Below are 16,675 nucleotides of genomic sequence, written 5' to 3'. Positions count from 1 at the left end.
CCGGGCCATGGGCCCTCCGGTCAAGCCGCAGGGCGACGGGCGGGCGCCGCTGGCACTCCTCTTGCTCCGTGTCCCCCAAGGGCGCCGGCGTTGTCGCGAAGGCGACGCTTCCGGCGCCCGCGGCGGCAGATTCGTGGGCTTCGGGACACGCCATGACCGACATGACGGAACTTCGGAACCGCAAGGTTCCCCTCAACCTCGCCATCGTCCATGTGGACCCCGGCGCGTTTCTCTCCCACTACATGGGCTGGCTGGAGATCACCGCCTTCATCTCGGCGCTGCGCGCGGGTGACGCCGAGATGCCGGCGGACGGGCGGACGCCCGCCCTCACGCCAGCGCAGATGAAGGGCGGCATCGTCCACGACGTGGGCAACGATGCGGTGTTCGCCTTCTGCATGACCGCGGCGCTGAAGGGCGAGAGCGCGGCGGTGGACCAGGTGGAAGAGGTGCTGAAGGACCGCTTCGGTCCGGACTTCCCCGGCGCCTTCGGCCTCTGGCACTTCCGCGCCGCGATCGAGGCCCCGACCACGCTCGACGACTTCGTCGGCCAGGCCGGCCGGAAGATGCTCTCCGGCGACATTCCTCCGCCGCCCATGCGCGCGCGCGAGAATTGGAGCACGGGCCTGCGCTTCTTCGAGAAGGCGCGCAAGTCCAACTTCGTGCACGAGGTCATGTACCCGCTGGCGCTGTGGACCCGCGCGCGCTGGAGCGAGACGGAGGAGAAGGGCGTCTCCTTCCTCGCCCATATCGAGGACAACCTGCCGGTGCTGCGCGAGGTGCTCGCCGACACCCGCAACGACGAGCCCTTCGTCGCCAACCTCCTGCTGCGCATGGCGCCCGGCGTCGACATGGAGCTTACCGACGAATATCAGGGCTTCCTGCGCTCGCTGTCGCGGCGCAACTGAGGGCCGCGCAAGCTGGGGCCAGGGGAAGGCGGCCTCAGGCGTCCCCGGTCACCTTCAGCCGGTGCAGGATGCGCGGGCGCGCCACCAGCACCTTGTCGATGCGCCGCCCGTCCATGTCGACGATCTCGAAGCGCCAGCCGAGCGCGTCGAACACCGCGCCCTCCTCCGGCAGCTCCTTCATGCGCGAGAGCGCGAAGCCGGCGACGGTGTGGAAGCCCTCTTCCAGCGGCAGGTCCACGTCGAGCAGTTCGCGCAGTTCGTCGATGGGCGTGTCGCCCGCCACCAGGAACGAGCCGTCCTGCCGCTCGACGATGTTGCGCGCCACATGGGTCTCGCTGGCGACCGAGCCGGTTATGGCGGCCAGAAGGTCGTAGCCGGTGACGATGCCGGCCATGTCGCCATACTCGTCCACTACGATGCCCATGGGCACCTCGGCGCCGCGCAGCACGCGCATGGCCTCCAGCGCGCCCATCCCCTCCACCAGGAACGGCACGGTCTCGACGAAATTGCGCGGATCCGGCGTCTCGCCCTTCAGATAGGCATTGAGCAGGCGCTTGGCCTGGATCACGCCGATGGTCTCCTCCGGCGAGCCCTCGCAGGCGGGCAGGCGGCTGTGCGGCGTCTCCAGCAGCTCGGCGCGCACCTCGTCGGCGGGCCGGGAGATGTCCACCCACTCCACGTCCGGGCGCGGGGTCATGATCGCGGTCACGGGCCGGTCGGCGAGGCGCATCACGCCCGAGATCATGCGCCGCTCGGCGGGGTCGATCACGCCGGCCGACTCCGCCTCGGTGATGATGGCGCGGATCTCCTCGTCGGTGACGCCGCTGGAGCGATGGCTGCCGGCGCCCAGCAGGCGCAGCGACAGGCGCGTCGAGGCGTCGAGCAGCCAGACCGCGGGCGCCGATACCTTGGAGAGCGTCACCATCAGCGGCGCGACCATGCAGGCGAGCGGCTCGGGATTCTGCAGTGCCATGCGCTTGGGCACCAGCTCGCCGACGATCAGCGAGACATAGGTGATGGCGGCCACCACCACGGCATAGCCCACCGGCGCGGCAAAGCCGGCGGGCATGCCGGCATCGCGCAGCGCATCGCCGAGCTGGGCGCCGAGGCTCGCGCCCGAGAAGGCGCCGGCCAGGATGCCGATGAGGGTGATGCCGATCTGCACCGTGGACAGGAACCGGCCCGGGTCGGCGGCCAGCTGTAGGGCTGCGCGCGCGCCTTTCTTCCCCTTCTCCGCCATGGACTTCAGGCGGGCCGGCCGGGATGAGACGATGGACAGTTCCGCGGCGGCGAGGACGGCGTTCAGCAACACCAGGACGAGAACGATGAGGATTTCGAGAAAAGGCATGGCGGGGGAAATTGGTCTCCGTCAGCGCTCTCCATAGCACAGACCGAGGCTTCCGCGCGATGGGCCGGATAGACGAATGGTAGCGGAGGCACGGCGGCGGGCGATCGGCGGCCGGCCGGACAAGCCTGCCGCCCCGCCGGTTTGCATGGGCGCGCGCCACGTCCTATTGAGCCAGCGTCACGGGATCGGGTCCGCCATGTCGTTCAACACCTTCGGCCAGATGTTCCGCTTCACCACCTTCGGCGAGAGCCACGGGGTGGCCCTCGGCTGCGTGGTGGACGGCTGCCCGCCCGGCGTGCGCTTCACCCGCGAGGACATCCAGGGGGCGCTCGACAGGCGCCGGCCGGGACAGTCGCGCTTCACCACCCAGCGCCGCGAGCCGGATGAGGTGAAGGTGCTTTCGGGCGTCGTCGACCACCCGGAGGGCGGCCTCGTCTCCACCGGCACGCCGATCGCGCTCTTGATCGAGAACGTGGACCAGCGCTCGAAGGACTATGCCGCCATCGCCGGCGCCTACCGGCCGGGCCATGCGGATTTCGCCTACGACATCAAATACGGCCTGAGGGACCATCGCGGCGGCGGCCGCTCCTCGGCGCGCGAGACCGCGGCGCGGGTCGCGGCCGGCGCGGTGGCGGCCAAGGTGCTGCCCGGTGCCACGGTGCGCGGTGCGCTGGTGCAGATCGGCGACATCGCGGTGGACCGCGCGCGCTGGGACTGGGACGAGGTGCCGAACAATCCCTTCTTCTGCCCCGATGCCGGCACGGTGCCGCTGTGGGAGGCCGAGCTCGACCGCATCCGCAAGGCCGGCTCGTCCATCGGCGCGGTGGTGGAGGTGGTGGCCGAAGACGTGCCCGCCGGCCTCGGCGCCCCGGTCTACGGCAAGCTCGATGCGGACCTCGCGAGCGCCATGATGAGCATCAACGCTGTGAAGGGCGTGGAGATCGGCGACGGCTTCGCCACCGCCCGGCTCACCGGCGAGGCCAATGCCGACGAGATGCGCCTCGGCAATGAGGGGCGCCCGCATTTCCTCTCCAACCATGCGGGCGGCATCCTCGGCGGCATCTCCACCGGCGCGCCGGTGGTGGTGCGCTTCGCCGTGAAGCCCACCTCCTCCATCCTCACGCCGCGCCGCACGGTGGACCGGCTGGGCCATGAGACCGAGATCGCCACCAAGGGCCGCCACGACCCGTGCGTCGGCATCCGGGCGGTGCCGGTGGGCGAGGCGATGATGTGGTGCGTCCTCGCCGACCACCTGCTGCGCCATCGCGGCCAGGTGGGCGGCTTCGTGCGGTGGCCGTTCGAGGGCTGAGCGCGCTCTAACATTGAGTTAGAGGGCGATTCACCGATCAAATTGATTCAATTTGATCGGATCGCAAGCAATGCCTCGGCCACAGCTTGATGGCAGCCATGATAGCCGAGGACGAAGGCGGTGAAGAGATCATGCACTCAGGCCGCCTGTTCCTTTTATCAACCGCAAGCTCCGGCGCGGCCGCAACATTTCGCTCCACGATGGGAACGCGGACGCCTCCTTCCCGTTTTCTCCGCATGGCAATCATTCACGGAGGAGACATCTTCATGCATACCGACGTGCGCGACCCGAACATCAAGGAGACCCATACCCTCGTCGCCAGCGACATGGTGGTGGGCACCTCGGTCTATGACCCGCGCGGCGAGCATATCGGCTCGGTGGAGCGCCTGATCCTGGAGAAGGAGAGCGGCCGCGTCTCCTATGCCGTGCTGAGCTTCGGCGGCTTCCTGGGCATCGGCACCGATTACTATCCCGTGCCGTGGTCCATGCTCACCTATGACGAGGGCCTCGGCGGCTTCCGCGTCTCCATCAGCAAGGAGCAGGTGGAGAACGCGCCCAAGTATCGCGCCGACGAGGAGTATGACTGGTCGGCCGAGAACGGCCAGCGCATCCACGATTATTACGGCGTGCCGCCCTACTGGCGCTCCGTGATGTGAGTGCGACCCGCCACGGTGGGATCGCAAGGGCGGAGCGGGCCTTGGCCCGGCTCCGCCTTTTTTTGCGTGGGCCTTTCTTTTCAACGCCTTCCAATGAATTTTATTCATACCGAACGCATTTGAAATTTCATTGTCACTGAAAATCGGCCCGGTTATGGTGCCGGCATGAAGCTCGCGGACTGGCTCACGGCGACCGGCACCAAGCGCAGCGCCTTTGCGCGGCAGGTGGGGCTTTCGCCTGCCTCCGTCACGGCGCTGTGCAACGACGACCGCGCCTGGATCTCCCGCGAGACCGCCGAGAAGATCGCCGAGGCCACCGGCCACCAGGTGACGCCCAACGACTTCCTCGGCGTATCCGTGCCGCCGCTCATCCGAGGTTTGCCCGTGACCGACACCACCCAGGCCCGCGTCCAGTCCGCCATCGAAGCCTTCGCCCGCGGCGAGATCATCGTCGTCACCGACGACGACGACCGGGAGAACGAGGGCGACCTCATCGTCGCCGCCTCGCTGGCGACGCCGGAGAAGATGGCCTTCATCATCCGCAACACCTCGGGCATCGTCTGCACGCCGCTGCCGCCCTCCGAGGCGCGGCGCCTGCGGCTCGACCCCATGGTGTCGAACAACGACGCGCCCATGGGCACCGCCTTCACCATCTCGGTGGACCTCAGGCACGGCACCACCACCGGCATCTCCGCCGAGGAGCGCACCAACACCGTGCGTGCGCTCGCCAATCCCAACATGGGCGCCGCCGACTTCGTGCGGCCGGGCCACGTCTTCCCGCTCATCGCCAAGGAGGGCGGGGTGCTGATCCGCTCCGGCCACACCGAGGCGGCGGTGGACCTGTGCCGGCTCTCCGGCGTGCCGCCGGTGGGCGTGATCGCCGAACTCGTGAACGACGACGGCACGGTCCAGCGCGGGCCGCAGGTAGCCGCCTTCGCCGAGAAGCACAACCTGCTGCGCATCTCTGTGGCCGATCTCATCGCCTACCGCCAGGCGCGCGAGAAGCTGGTGACGCGCGCTGCCGACTTCCCGGTGCCCACCTCCATCGGCGAGCTGCACGGCTTCTCCTACGTCACCCCGTTCGACGCGGTGAACCACCTCGCTCTGGTGCACGGGCGCATCGGCGACGGCGAGAAGGTGCTGGTGCGCCTGCACCGCGCCGACCCCATCACCGACGTGTTCACCGGCGGCAAGGTGATCCAGAAGTCGCTGGAGCGCATCCGCGAGGAGGGCCGCGGCGTGCTGGTCTATCTGCGCGACGGCACCAGCGGCGTCCCGGTCACGGCGATGGGCGCGGGCGAGAAAAGCGCCAGCGAGGTGGCGCGCGATCGCCAGTGGCGCGAGGTGGGGCTCGGCGCGCAGATACTGCGCGACCTCGGCATCCAGTCCATCCGCCTGCTCGCCTCCAAGGCGCGCACCTATGTGGGCCTCGCCGGCTTCGGCATCGAGATCATCGAGACCGAGACGCTGGAGGCCTGACGCCTTCGCGGGGAAACCTGCCGACCGAGGCCCCTGTGAGCCGGCTGCGGGAAACCGCGCCGTGTTCCCGGCCTCGGACAACCGGTGAAGCCATCGCCGCGTCCGCTCCGCCCCGGACGGAGGAATAATGCGGCGTCGCGGCGGCGTGGGAACCCTCCCGGCCGCGCCACCGTTTCCCTTGAGGCTGGCCCAAGCAGGGAGACGCAGGATGAGCCAATCGGACCTCGACCGCCTGAAGGCGGATGCCTCCGGCAATACCGGCCTCTCCGAGGTGCTGGAACAGGCGGTGGACGGGTTTGCCGATCCGCGCGAGGCGCTCGACTTCCTCGCCGCGCGCGGCTTCCACATCCCGCCGGAGGACCTCGCGAGCGAGGCCCGCGATGCGCCGGCGGAAGGGGAGGGAGGCTATGGCGCGCTGATGCGCTTCATCGCCGAGCGCCGGCTCGCCTGAGGCGCCCCGGCGTCACAGGATCGGCCGCCTCACAGGATGGTGCCGTGAAGGAACAGCCACGCCACCGAGAAGTAGATGACGATCCCGGTGACGTCGACCAGGGTGGCGATGAACGGCGCCGAGGCGGTGGCGGGATCGAAGCCGAGCCGCTTCAGCGCGAACGGCAGCAGCGAGCCGGCCATTGAGCCGAAGGTCACGATGCCGATCAGCGCCGCGCCGATGGTGACGGCGAGCAGCTTCCAGTATTCGCCATAGTCGAAGATGCCTGCCTCCTGCCACACGGCGATGCGGATGACGCCGATGACGCCGAGGATCGCGCCGAGCACGATTCCGGTGGGCAGTTCGCGCACCGCCACGCGCCACCAGTCGCGAAGCCGCACCTCCTGCAGCGCCAGCGCGCGGATGATGAGCGAGGTGGCCTGCGAGCCCGAATTTCCGCCCGAGCTCATGACGAGGGGGATGAAGAGGGCGAGCACGATCGCCTTCTCCAGTTCGTCCGAGAACACCTGCATGGCCGAGGTGGTGAGCATTTCGGACAGGAACAGAACGCACAGCCAGCCGGCGCGCTTCTTGATCATCTGGAAGAAGCCGATGTCGAGGTAGGGCGCGTCGATGGCCTCCATGCCGCCCATGCGCTGCACTTCTTCGGTCTGCTCCGTGATGATGGAATCGATCACGTCGTCCACGGTCACGATTCCCAGGATGTGGCCGGTGGTGTCCACCACGGGAACGGCCAGGAGATCGTACTTGCGGATGGTGCGCGCCACGTCCTCGCTGTCGGCGTTGGGGGCGACCGTGATCGGGGCGTAGGGCTGCGCCACGGTCAGGATGCCGTCGTCCGGGCCGCCGAAGATCAGGCGGCGCAGCGTGACCACGTTGGTCAGGCGCCGGCTGGCCGGGTGGAGCACGAAGATGGCGTAGACGGTCTCGCGGGTGCGCTCCACCTCGCGGATATGGTCGAGGGTCTGCTTCACGCTCCAGTCCGAAGGCACCGAGACGAACTCGGTGGTCATGAGTGCGCCGGCGGTGTTTTCCGGATAGGTGAGCAGGTGATCGATGGCCGCGCGGACATCCTGCGGCAGCGCTTCGCGCAGGGCGGACTTCTTCGGCTCCTCGATCCAGCGCAGCACGTCCGCCACACGGTCGGACGACATGCCTTCGAGGAAGGCCGCGGCCTTGTCTTCCGGCAGCGCCTCGATCACCTCGCAGGCGTTGCGGAAGGGCGGCTGGTCCAGCACCTCGACGCCCCAGGCCAGCGGCATGTGGGCGATGATCTCGGTCGCTTCCTCGACGCTCTTGCTGTTGAGGAATTCGACGATGTCGGCGACGTGCTCGCGGCCGAGGCGGGACACAAGGGCGGAAGGCTCGGTGCCCTGGAGGATCCGGTCGACGTTCATCTCGGCTCTCCCTCGTCGCCTGTACGGCCGCGTTCGGCCGGCCGGGCGCGATCCGCGCGGCCGGTTGCGTCTCAGCCCCTGACGCTTCCCTCCCGGCATTCGGGATGGTGAAGGTCCAGGTTGATATGTCCCAAGGTCATGACAGGATTAACGCAGCGACCCGCAGCCGGTCCGGGCCGCTCCCCCGGGGGGGAAGCGGCCGCGGCGGCCGGCGCGGGAGGCCGACCGGGCTCCCTTACACCGGTCGGGCGACGGCGTCGCGCTCAAACCGCGCTGAATTCGCCATCCGGCCCGAGCAGTTCGAGCCGTCCGGTGGCGACGCCGAAATAGGCGCCGTGCAGCACCAGCGAGCCCTCGTCCACGCGCTCGGCGACCCAGGGGAAGCTGCCGAGATTGTGGAGCGAGAGCTTGACGCAACAGTGCTCGCAGAAGCGCTGGCGCTCCTGCGGCGGCAGGTTCGCCTCCTGCGCCAGCCGCCGCGCCGGCTCGGCGATCTTCATCCAGTCGGCGACGAAGTCCTCGGCCCCGGGAGGCGCGCCGTCGAGCAGCGCGGTCACGCCGCCGCACTGCGCGTGGCCGAGCACCACGAGGTGGTTCACCTTGAGCACCCGGACCGCGAACTCGATGGCCGCCGAGGTGCCGTGATAGTTGGCGTCCGGCAGATAGGGCGGCACGAGGTTCGCGACATTGCGCACGATGAACATCTCGCCGGGGCCGGCATCGAAGATCATCTGCGGATCGACGCGGCTGTCGGAGCAGGCGATCACCATAGTCTGCGGGTTCTGCCCGCGTGCGGCGAGGCGCTCGAACGTCTGCTTGCGCTCGGGCCAGGCCAGTTCGCGAAACCGTCTGTAGCCGGAGATCAGATCGTCCACGGGCGTCCCCTCGTTTTGCGGCGCAGCAGGGAAAGGCGAGTTTTTTGCCGGCGTCAAGCGGGAAGGGGGCCCCGGCCCCGGCGGGCCGCCAGAAGGCGCCGTACCATAGGGCGCGCGCCGGCGGGCACGTCGCGAAGTGGTTCCCCACGGCGCGCCTATTTCTTTCTCTTCTGGGCCGGAACGGCCGGAAAAGTCGGAGCGTTCAGACAGCATCATGTTTCAGGAGGAAGACACATGCGCGGACTGCTCTTGTGGATCATGGGCGTTCCTCTTTCCGTGATCGTTCTGCTCTATCTGTTCAACGTGCTGTGAGTCGGAGGCCGCGGGCGGGAGAGGGTGGCGCGCAGCGCCGCTTCTGCGCTCGCGTGCCTTAATTATAGGCAAGCCGCCAGGGGTGCAGTGCCGGATGTCCCGGCCTGCTCACCCCTGTAGGTGCAACCGTCACGCGGTGCGGGAGACGGTGCAATGGTGGCTGAAGTGCGTGCGGCCCGACTAGATCGAGGGCGATTGCACACAATTCAGCGCTTACGTTTGCCCAAGAAACCCACGCACGCGCCGCAATCCTTCCTAAAATGATGAAAAATTATGCATGTCCGAGCGCTCGGCCGCCGTGGCCGGTGCGCCTGCATGGTGTTTGCGCAGCGTCAAGCCGGCGGACGCAACCGCGCCGCGCCTGCATTGCGCGCGGGCCGGGAGGTTTCGCTGCGCTGCCGCACGCCTCTGGCACGCGGCTTGCTCACCTCTGCCGCGGGCTGGGTTCCACCCGGCCGCGCAACAGGGAGAGAGCGCATGCTCGGTTTGCTGGGACAGGCGACCAAGGGAGTGGGGGCGCTGGCCGCCGCCGCCGTCATCGCAGGGACGATGGGGATCGGCGCGGCGAAGGCGCAGGAGACCATCAAGGTCGGCATCCTGCATTCGTTGTCGGGCACCATGGCCATCAGCGAGACCACGCTGAAGGACGCGATGCTCATGCTGATCGAAGAGCAGAACAAGAAGGGCGGCCTCCTCGGCAAGAAGCTTGAGGCGGTGGTGGTGGACCCGGCCTCCAACTGGCCGCTGTTCGCCGAGAAGGCGCGCGAGCTGATCACCAAGGACAAGGTAGCCGCGGTGTTCGGCTGCTGGACCTCGGTGTCGCGCAAGTCCGTGCTGCCGGTGTTCAAGGAACTGAACAACATCCTCTTCTACCCGGTGCAGTACGAGGGCGAGGAGAGCGAGCGCAACGTGTTCTACACCGGCGCCGCGCCCAACCAGCAGGCGATCCCGGCGGTGGACTACCTCGCCAATGACGAGAAGGTCGAGCGCTGGGTCCTCGCGGGCACCGACTACGTCTATCCGCGCACCACCAACAAGATCCTCGAAGCCTACCTGAAGTCCCGCGGCGTGAAGGCCGAGGACATCATGATCAACTACACGCCGTTCGGCCATTCCGACTGGCAGACCATCGTCTCCGACATCAAGAAGTTCGGCTCTGCCGGCAAGAAGACCGCCGTGGTCTCCACCATCAACGGTGACGCCAACGTGCCGTTCTACAAGGAGCTGGCCAACCAGGGCGTGAAGGCCACGGACATCCCGGTGGTGGCGTTCTCGGTGGGCGAGGAAGAGCTGGCCGGCATCGACACCAAGCCGCTGATGGGCCACCTCGCGGCGTGGAACTACTTCATGTCCATCGACACGCCCGAGAACAAGGCCTTCATCGAGAAGTGGCACGCCTTCACCAAGGACAAGAAGCGCGTCACCAACGATCCCATGGAGGCCCATTACATCGGCTTCAACATGTGGGTGAAGGCGGTGGAGAAGGCCGGCACGACCGATCCGGACAAGGTGATCGCGGCGCTGCCCGGCATCAAGCAGGCGAACCTCACCGGCGGCATCTCCGAGATGCTGGCGAACCACCACATCACCAAGCCGGTGTTCATCGGCGAGATCAAGGGCGACGGCCAGTTCGACGTGGTGTGGAAGACCAAGGACCTGGTGCCGGGCGACGCCTGGTCGGACTTCCTCGACGGCTCCAAGACCCTGGAAGCCGACTGGGTGAAGTACAATTGCGGCAACTACGACACCGTCCAGAAGAAGTGCCTGGGCGCCGCCGCCGCGGCCAAGTGACCGCGGCCAAGTGACCGCCGCAAGCCGGTGACGTCGGCCAGTGACGTTGCCAGGTGACGTTGCCAAGTGGCGTTACCAGGTGACGGCCGCGGCCTGACCGGTCGCGGCCTCGCCCGGCGCCCGGCGCACCCGGCGGCCGCCCGCCGCCGGGCTCATCCAGGGCCCGGCACGGCCGGCGCGATGCGAAACCCTGCCGCGCGCACTGCGCGGCAGGGCTCGGTCCCCGGAAGGGCGCGCCCGTTCGGCAGGTCCGCGTCCCTCCGCCGCTCCGGCGGCAGCTCTCCCGCCGCGATCAAGGACGCCCGAGATCCCATGAAGATGCTGCCCATGACGATGCCTTCGCAGCTTCGCCGCCTGTTCCCGCTTGCGTTCGTCCTCCCCGTTCTGCTCCTTGCCCTGGCATCGCTCGGCGTGCCCCCCGCCCGCGCGCAGGGCACCGATCTGGCGCCCATCGTCGCGAAGTTCGCCAATGACAGCTATGGCGACACAGCGGACGCGCTCGCGGCGCTCTCGGCCACCGGCTCCGACCAGGCGGGCGCCATCGTCGCGGCGCTCGGCGAGGGACGGCTGGTGTTCGATCCCGCCACCAAGGCGGTGTACATCCGCGCGCCCTCCGGCGCGGTGACGGATGCGGCCACCGGAGCCGCCGTCGCCAGCCCGCCCGCCGGCCTCACCGCGGTGCGCGCCAACAACCGCGTGCGCCGCGCCATCGAGGCGGCCTCCGGCGCGCTCTCGCTGCTCAATCCGGACGCCGGCAAGCGCCGCGCCGCCGCCGCCGCGGTGTTCAAGTCGCGCGATGCCGCGGCGCTGGAGACCCTCGACACCGCCATCGCCAGGGAACAGGTGCCGGACGTGAAGGCGGCCTTGGAGGACGCCCGCGCCGCCATCCTCATCAATGCGCCCGCGGCCTCGGAGGCCGACCGCCTCGCCGCGGTGAAGCGCATCGCCGCCCGCGGCGACCAGGAATCGCTCGGCATGCTGCGCGCGGTGCCGGCGGATGCGCCGGCGGCCGTCAAGGCGGCGGCCACCGCCGGCATCGCCGCGGTCGAGCGCAACCTCGCCTTCTGGAACGCGGCTCAGAACGTCTGGTACGGCCTCTCGCTCGGCTCCGTGCTGCTGCTCGCCGCCATCGGCCTCGCCATCACATTCGGCGTCATGGGCGTCATCAACATGGCCCATGGCGAGATGGTCATGCTCGGCGCCTACACCACCTTCGTGGTGCAGGAGATCATCCGCAATTCGGCGCCCTTTCTGTTCGACTGGTCGCTCACCATCGCCCTGCCGCTGGCGTTCGTCTTCACCGGGCTGGTGGGCATCCTCATCGAGCGCACGGTGATCCGCTTCCTCTACGGCCGGCCGCTGGAGACGCTGCTCGCCACCTGGGGTGTCTCGCTGATCCTCCAGCAGGCGGTGCGCACCGTGTTCGGCCCCACCAACCAGGAGGTGGGCGCGCCCTCCTGGATGAGCGGCGCTTTCCAGGTGGGGCAGATGTCCATCACCTACAACCGCCTGTGGATCATCGTCTTCTCGCTCATGGTGTTCTTTGCGCTGCTGATGATCCTGAAGCGCACCTCGCTCGGCCTCTATGTGCGGGCGGTGACGCAGAACCGGCGCATGGCGGCGGCCATGGGCATCCGCACCGGGCGCATCGATGCGCTCACCTTCGGCCTCGGCTCGGGCATCGCCGGCATCGCCGGGGTGGCGCTCTCGCAGATCGACAATGTGAGCCCGAACCTCGGCCAGGGCTACATCATCGACAGCTTCATGGTGGTGGTGTTCGGTGGGGTGGGGAACCTCTGGGGCACGCTGGTGGGCGCCTTCACCCTCGGCGTCGCCAACAAGCTCTTGGAGCCGGTGGCCGGCGCGGTGCTGGGCAAGATCCTGCTTTTGGTCTTCATCATTCTGTTCATCCAGAAGCGCCCGCGCGGCCTGTTCGCGCTCAAGGGCCGGGCGGTGGAATCGTGAGGGCGGCGCTTCCTTCCCGCCGCGCGGCACCCCTCACGCTGACCCTCTCCCACAAGGGGAGAGGGGATGCGAACGTCTCGGCCGGCGCCGGTTATGCCGCTTTTGCTTCTCCCCTCTCCCCTCGTGGGACAGGGGTTGGGGGTGAGGGGGCGCGGGGGCCGGGCGGCGGAACCGCGAGGGGCGCAGCGGTTGTTCCCCGGACCAGCGACAGCGAAGCTGGAGCGCCGAGCCGGGGTCCAGCGCAAGACTCCCGCGGAGCGGCTTCATCTTATCGGGTCGCCGGGAAGGAGCCGCCTTCGGCGCACTTTTGCGCTGGGTCCCGGCTCTCCTCCCGCTCCGCTTTCGCTCCGCTCCCGTCGGCCGGGACGCGCGCGGTCGAGCAGGCCATTCTCCGCGCCGTCAGGGGAGTTCGCATATGACCGGCGTGCGCATCATCGACCGCACCGGGGCGGTGTTCCTCGTGGTGCTGCTCGCCGTGGCGGTGCTGGTGCCGGTGCTGAACCTGCTGGTTCCGCCCGGCAGCCCCTTCCATGTGCCGGACTACATGATCCCGCTGCTCGGCAAGTATCTCGCCTTCGCGCTGCTCGCGGTGTCGGTGGACCTGGTGTGGGGCTATTGCGGCGTGCTCTCGCTCGGCCACGGCGCCTTCTTCGCGCTCGGCGGCTACGCCATGGGCATGTATTTGATGCGCCAAATCGGCACGCGCGGCGTCTACGGCAATCCGGTGCTGCCCGACTTCATGGTGTTCCTGAACTACAAGGAGCTGCCCTGGTTCTGGCACGGCTTCGACATGTTCCCGTTCGCCATGCTCATGGTGCTGCTGGTGCCCGGCGCGCTCGCCTTCGTGTTCGGCTGGTTCGCCTTCCGCTCGCGGGTGACGGGCGTCTACCTCTCCATCATCACCCAGGCCATGACGTTCGCCCTGATGCTCGCCTTCTTCCGAAACGACATGGGCTTCGGCGGCAATAACGGCCTCACCGACTTCAAGGACATCCTCGGCTTCCCGGTGCAGGCGGCCTCCACCCGCATGGCGCTGTTCCTCGCCACCGTGGCGGCGCTCGCCGGCGGCTACCTGCTGTGCCGGGCGGTGGTCACCTCCAAATACGGCAAGGTGCTGGTTGCCGTGCGCGACGCGGAGAGCCGCACGCGGTTCCTCGGCTACCGGGTGGAGAACTACAAGCTCGTCGCCTGGGTGCTGTCGGCCATGCTGGCGGGTGTCGCCGGCGCGCTCTACGTGCCGCAGGTGGGCATCATCAACCCCTCCGAGTTCGCCCCGGCCCAGTCCATCGAGATGGTGATCTGGGTGGCGGTGGGCGGGCGCGGCACGCTGGTGGGCGCGGCGCTCGGCGCGGTGATCGTGAACGCCGGCAAGACCTGGTTCACCGGCGCCCTGCCGGAGGCCTGGCTCTATGCGCTCGGCGCGCTGTTCGTGGTGGTGACGCTGTTCCTGCCCAAGGGCGTGCTCGGCCTGTGGTCGAGCATCTGGGCGCGCCGCAAGGCCGCCGCCGCCCCGCCCGTCCCCCGTCCCGAGCCGGCGGAGTGAGCGCCATGGCGTCCCCTCATCTGCCCATCTCCTCCGCCGACCCCTATGCGGTGAAGTCGCCCGGCGTCTATTCGCTGGAGGCGGAGCTGGCCGACGTGGCGCGCGCGCAGAACCGCGTGCGCGACCCGCTCGCAGTCACGTCGGCGCTGCTCTATCTCGACAACATCACGGTCTCGTTCGACGGCTTCCGGGCGCTGAACGCCCTGTCGCTCGCCATCGACGAGGCGGAGATGCGCGCCATCATCGGCCCCAACGGCGCCGGCAAGACCACCATGATGGACGTCATCACCGGCAAGACGCGCCCCAATGAGGGGGTCGCCTTGTTCGCGGGCGTCAACGATCTCACCCGGCTCGACGAGGCGGCCATCGCCCAGCTCGGCATCGGCCGCAAGTTCCAGACCCCCACCGTGTTCGACATGCACACGGTGGAGGACAATCTGCTGCTCGCCATCAAGGAGAGCCGCGCGCCGTTCTCCAACTTCTACTGGCAGCGCACCCCCTTCGAGCGCGAGCGCACGGACGAGCTTCTGGAGCGCATCCGCATGACCGACCAGAGGAAGCGCAGCGCTTCCGAGCTGTCCCACGGCCAGAAGCAGTGGCTGGAGATCGGCATGCTGCTGGCCCAGGAGCCGCGCCTGCTTCTGGTCGACGAGCCGGCCGCCGGCATGACCGACCAGGAGACTGCGGACACCGCGGTGCTGCTCAGGGAGATCGCCAAGACCCGCGCCGTGGTGGTGGTGGAGCACGACATGCAGTTCGTGCGCGACCTCGACGTGAAGGTCACGGTGCTGCACGAGGGCTCGGTGCTGGCCGAAGGCTCGCTCGACCAGGTGAGCGCCAACGAGCGCGTCATCGAAGTCTATCTCGGGAGGTGAGGGATGGCCTGTCCCCATGTCGCCGTTCCCCGGACAAGCGACGGCGCAGCCGGAGCGCCGATCCGGGGTCCAGGAGAAAATGCGGCGCAGCCGGCAAGATCGTCTGCAGCCTCCGGTCATGCCGCCTTCGGCGACGTCTTGCGCTGGGCCCCGGCTCTCCTTGCGCTGCCGCTCCAGTCGGCCGGGGCACGCGGGCACTGCGGCGAGGAGAGCGCGCCATGCTGAAAGTCGAGAACCTCGACCTCTATTACGGCGCCGCCCAGATCCTGAAGAAGGTGTCGGTGGAGGCGAAGACCGGCGAGGTGACCTGCGTGCTCGGGCGCAACGGCGTCGGCAAGACCTCGCTGCTGCGCGCCATCGTCGGCCAGCGGCCCATCGCCGGCGGCTCGATCGTGCTGGACGGCAAGGACATCTCCCGCCTGCCCACGGTGGACCGCGCCGCGCTCGGCATCGGCTTCGTGCCGCAGGGGCGCGAGGTGTTCCCGCTCCTGACGGTGAAGGAGAACCTGGAGACCGGCTTCGCCCGCCTGCCGTCCAAGGAGAAATACGTGCCGGAGGAGGTGTTCCAGCTCTTCCCGGTCCTCAATTCCATGCTGAAGCGGCGCGGCGGCGACCTCTCCGGCGGCCAGCAGCAGCAGCTCGCCATCGGCCGAGCGCTGACCACCCGGCCGCGCCTCCTGGTGCTGGACGAGCCGACCGAGGGCATCCAGCCCTCCATCATCAAGGACATCGGCCGCGCCATCGCCTATCTGCGCGACCGGGGCGACATGGCCATCGTGCTGGTGGAGCAGTATTTCGAGTTCGCCCGGGAACTGGCCGACAGCTTCATCCTGATGGAGCGCGGCGAGGTGGTGGCGAAGGGCGACAAGAGCGGCCTCGACGGCGACGAGGTGCGCCGCCTGATGGCGATCTGAGGCGGCGGCGCAAAGCCGCCTGGCCGGGCGCCCATGGCGCAACGCCGCGTCCTGTTCTAGTCCTTAAGCCGAACCGCCGGCCGCGCCGGCCAGGAACTGCCGAAGGACAATGCCATGAACCGCGCCATCGCCGTCGTCCGCCGCCCCGCCGTCAAGGACGAGCGGGTCGCGGACGAGGTCGTCCTCGATCATCGCGCCCGCTACGGCCGCAGCTTTGCGTTCACCACGACCGGCGGACTCGCCGTCGCGCTCGACCTCGACAAGGCGGCGCTGCTGGACGAGGGCGATGCGGTGAAGCTGGAGGACGGCCGCCTGGTGCGCGTCAAGGCGGCGGTGGAAGACCTCCTGGAGGTGACGTCGCCGAGCCTGGCGCGTCTCCTGAAGGTGTCATGGCACCTGGGCGGCAGCCATGTTCCGGTGGAGATCGCCGATGGCGCGCTTTATGTGGCGCGCACTGGCGCCGTCGCCGAGCTGGCGCGCGGTCTCGGCGTGGCGCTTCGGGAGGTGCGGCGCCCGTTCCGCCCGGAGAAGGGCGCCTTCGAAGCGGCCGAGGCGCATGCCCACGGGCACCACGACCATGGCGATCACGCGCATGGTCACCACGATCACGGTCACCACGACCATGGCCACGCCCACCACGATCACGACCACCACGACCATGGCCATCACGCCCATGGCGACGGCTGCGGGTGCGGGCATGCGCACGACCATGAGCATGGGCACGCCCCCCATGCGCATCACTCAGAAGACAAGGGCCATACCGCACACGCTCACGCCCACGAGCACGCCCATGATCACAAGCATGAGTCCCACGGCGGCGGGCACGGCCATGGGCACAAGCACGACTGAGCGGAG

The 16,675-nt window shown here is 68.8% G+C and carries 14 protein-coding genes; 11 read left to right on the top strand and 3 right to left on the bottom strand.

Going from position 1 to position 16,675, the window contains the following annotated elements:
* The first annotated feature begins 152 nt into the window (after positions 1–152).
* Positions 153–905 carry a hypothetical protein gene (locus D9R14_RS11780; RefSeq protein WP_121623528.1) on the top strand — a complete coding sequence of 251 codons (753 nt, stop codon included), beginning with the start codon at positions 153–155 and terminating at the stop codon, positions 903–905.
* Positions 906–939: 34 nt separating this feature from the next.
* Here the strand turns inward: D9R14_RS11780 and D9R14_RS11775 are convergent, their stop codons facing one another.
* Complete coding sequence (locus tag D9R14_RS11775; protein WP_121623527.1) at positions 940–2,253, bottom strand: hemolysin family protein; 1,314 nt, start codon at positions 2,251–2,253, stop codon at positions 940–942.
* A gap of 196 nt (positions 2,254–2,449) precedes the next feature.
* On the opposite strand from D9R14_RS11775, the gene aroC reads away from it, so the two are divergent.
* From aroC to D9R14_RS11755, 4 genes are all read left to right on the top strand, one after another.
* A complete protein-coding gene (gene aroC / locus D9R14_RS11770) occupies positions 2,450–3,562 on the top strand; it encodes a chorismate synthase (RefSeq protein ID WP_121623526.1) in 1,113 nt (370 codons plus the stop codon).
* Between the two features lie 266 nt (positions 3,563–3,828).
* Entirely contained in the window at positions 3,829–4,218 is a 390-nt protein-coding gene (locus tag D9R14_RS11765) for a PRC-barrel domain-containing protein (protein ID WP_121623525.1), read from the top strand.
* Positions 4,219–4,383: 165 nt separating this feature from the next.
* A complete protein-coding gene (gene ribB, locus D9R14_RS11760) occupies positions 4,384–5,697 on the top strand; it encodes a 3,4-dihydroxy-2-butanone-4-phosphate synthase (protein ID WP_121623524.1) in 1,314 nt (437 codons plus the stop codon).
* A gap of 208 nt (positions 5,698–5,905) precedes the next feature.
* Entirely contained in the window at positions 5,906–6,148 is a 243-nt protein-coding gene (locus D9R14_RS11755) for a hypothetical protein (RefSeq protein WP_121623523.1), read from the top strand.
* A 29-nt stretch (positions 6,149–6,177) separates the two neighbouring features.
* Here the strand turns inward: D9R14_RS11755 and mgtE are convergent, their stop codons facing one another.
* Positions 6,178–7,545 carry a magnesium transporter gene (mgtE, locus tag D9R14_RS11750; protein WP_121623522.1) on the bottom strand — a complete coding sequence of 456 codons (1,368 nt, stop codon included), beginning with the start codon at positions 7,543–7,545 and terminating at the stop codon, positions 6,178–6,180.
* A gap of 263 nt (positions 7,546–7,808) precedes the next feature.
* Positions 7,809–8,420, bottom strand: coding sequence for a carbonic anhydrase (locus D9R14_RS11745; RefSeq protein ID WP_121623521.1), 612 nt, complete (start codon positions 8,418–8,420; stop codon positions 7,809–7,811).
* Positions 8,421–9,281: 861 nt separating this feature from the next.
* Between D9R14_RS11745 and urtA the strand changes: the two genes are divergently transcribed.
* The 6 genes from urtA to D9R14_RS11710 all read left to right on the top strand — a co-directional run bounded on the left by urtA (position 9,282) and on the right by D9R14_RS11710 (position 16,669).
* The gene (gene urtA / locus D9R14_RS11735) at positions 9,282–10,523 is read left to right on the top strand and encodes an urea ABC transporter substrate-binding protein (protein ID WP_245420773.1); all 1,242 of its coding nucleotides are present in this window, start codon (positions 9,282–9,284) and stop codon (positions 10,521–10,523) included.
* A gap of 333 nt (positions 10,524–10,856) precedes the next feature.
* On the top strand, positions 10,857–12,488 hold the full coding sequence (gene urtB / locus D9R14_RS11730) for an urea ABC transporter permease subunit UrtB (RefSeq protein ID WP_170168588.1): 1,632 nt from the start codon (positions 10,857–10,859) through the stop codon (positions 12,486–12,488).
* A gap of 415 nt (positions 12,489–12,903) precedes the next feature.
* Positions 12,904–14,031 (top strand): urea ABC transporter permease subunit UrtC, encoded by a 1,128-nt coding sequence (gene urtC / locus D9R14_RS11725; RefSeq protein WP_121623518.1) that lies wholly within the window; start codon positions 12,904–12,906, stop codon positions 14,029–14,031.
* Positions 14,032–14,036: 5 nt separating this feature from the next.
* Positions 14,037–14,906 (top strand): urea ABC transporter ATP-binding protein UrtD, encoded by an 870-nt coding sequence (gene urtD, locus D9R14_RS11720; RefSeq protein WP_121623517.1) that lies wholly within the window; start codon positions 14,037–14,039, stop codon positions 14,904–14,906.
* A 218-nt stretch (positions 14,907–15,124) separates the two neighbouring features.
* Positions 15,125–15,820, top strand: a complete 696-nt coding sequence (gene urtE, locus D9R14_RS11715) for an urea ABC transporter ATP-binding subunit UrtE (protein WP_121623516.1) — start codon at positions 15,125–15,127, stop codon at positions 15,818–15,820.
* Between the two features lie 114 nt (positions 15,821–15,934).
* Positions 15,935–16,669, top strand: coding sequence for an urease accessory protein UreE (locus D9R14_RS11710; RefSeq protein ID WP_121623515.1), 735 nt, complete (start codon positions 15,935–15,937; stop codon positions 16,667–16,669).
* The last annotated feature ends 6 nt before the right edge of the window (positions 16,670–16,675 follow it).

It is taken from the genome of Xanthobacter tagetidis (assembly GCF_003667445.1).
Taxonomy (GTDB): domain Bacteria; phylum Pseudomonadota; class Alphaproteobacteria; order Rhizobiales; family Xanthobacteraceae; genus Xanthobacter; species Xanthobacter tagetidis.
This window is presented reverse-complemented; position numbering and strand designations above follow the sequence as displayed.

What these genes read in the sequence shown, in the direction of transcription:
- D9R14_RS11775 (WP_121623527.1), bottom strand. Translation starts at nt 2,253, where the DNA reads ATGCCTTTTCTCGAAATCCTCATCGTTCTCGTCCTGGTGTTGCTGAAC.
- urtD (WP_121623517.1), top strand. Translation starts at nt 14,037, where the DNA reads ATGGCGTCCCCTCATCTGCCCATCTCCTCCGCCGACCCCTATGCGGTG.
- D9R14_RS11710 (WP_121623515.1), top strand. Translation starts at nt 15,935, where the DNA reads ATGAACCGCGCCATCGCCGTCGTCCGCCGCCCCGCCGTCAAGGACGAG.
- urtA (WP_245420773.1), top strand. Translation starts at nt 9,282, where the DNA reads ATGGGGATCGGCGCGGCGAAGGCGCAGGAGACCATCAAGGTCGGCATC.
- D9R14_RS11780 (WP_121623528.1), top strand. Translation starts at nt 153, where the DNA reads ATGACCGACATGACGGAACTTCGGAACCGCAAGGTTCCCCTCAACCTC.
- urtB (WP_170168588.1), top strand. Translation starts at nt 10,857, where the DNA reads ATGCCTTCGCAGCTTCGCCGCCTGTTCCCGCTTGCGTTCGTCCTCCCC.
- urtE (WP_121623516.1), top strand. Translation starts at nt 15,125, where the DNA reads ATGCTGAAAGTCGAGAACCTCGACCTCTATTACGGCGCCGCCCAGATC.
- aroC (WP_121623526.1), top strand. Translation starts at nt 2,450, where the DNA reads ATGTCGTTCAACACCTTCGGCCAGATGTTCCGCTTCACCACCTTCGGC.
- D9R14_RS11765 (WP_121623525.1), top strand. Translation starts at nt 3,829, where the DNA reads ATGCATACCGACGTGCGCGACCCGAACATCAAGGAGACCCATACCCTC.
- mgtE (WP_121623522.1), bottom strand. Translation starts at nt 7,545, where the DNA reads ATGAACGTCGACCGGATCCTCCAGGGCACCGAGCCTTCCGCCCTTGTG.
- D9R14_RS11755 (WP_121623523.1), top strand. Translation starts at nt 5,906, where the DNA reads ATGAGCCAATCGGACCTCGACCGCCTGAAGGCGGATGCCTCCGGCAAT.
- urtC (WP_121623518.1), top strand. Translation starts at nt 12,904, where the DNA reads ATGACCGGCGTGCGCATCATCGACCGCACCGGGGCGGTGTTCCTCGTG.
- ribB (WP_121623524.1), top strand. Translation starts at nt 4,384, where the DNA reads ATGAAGCTCGCGGACTGGCTCACGGCGACCGGCACCAAGCGCAGCGCC.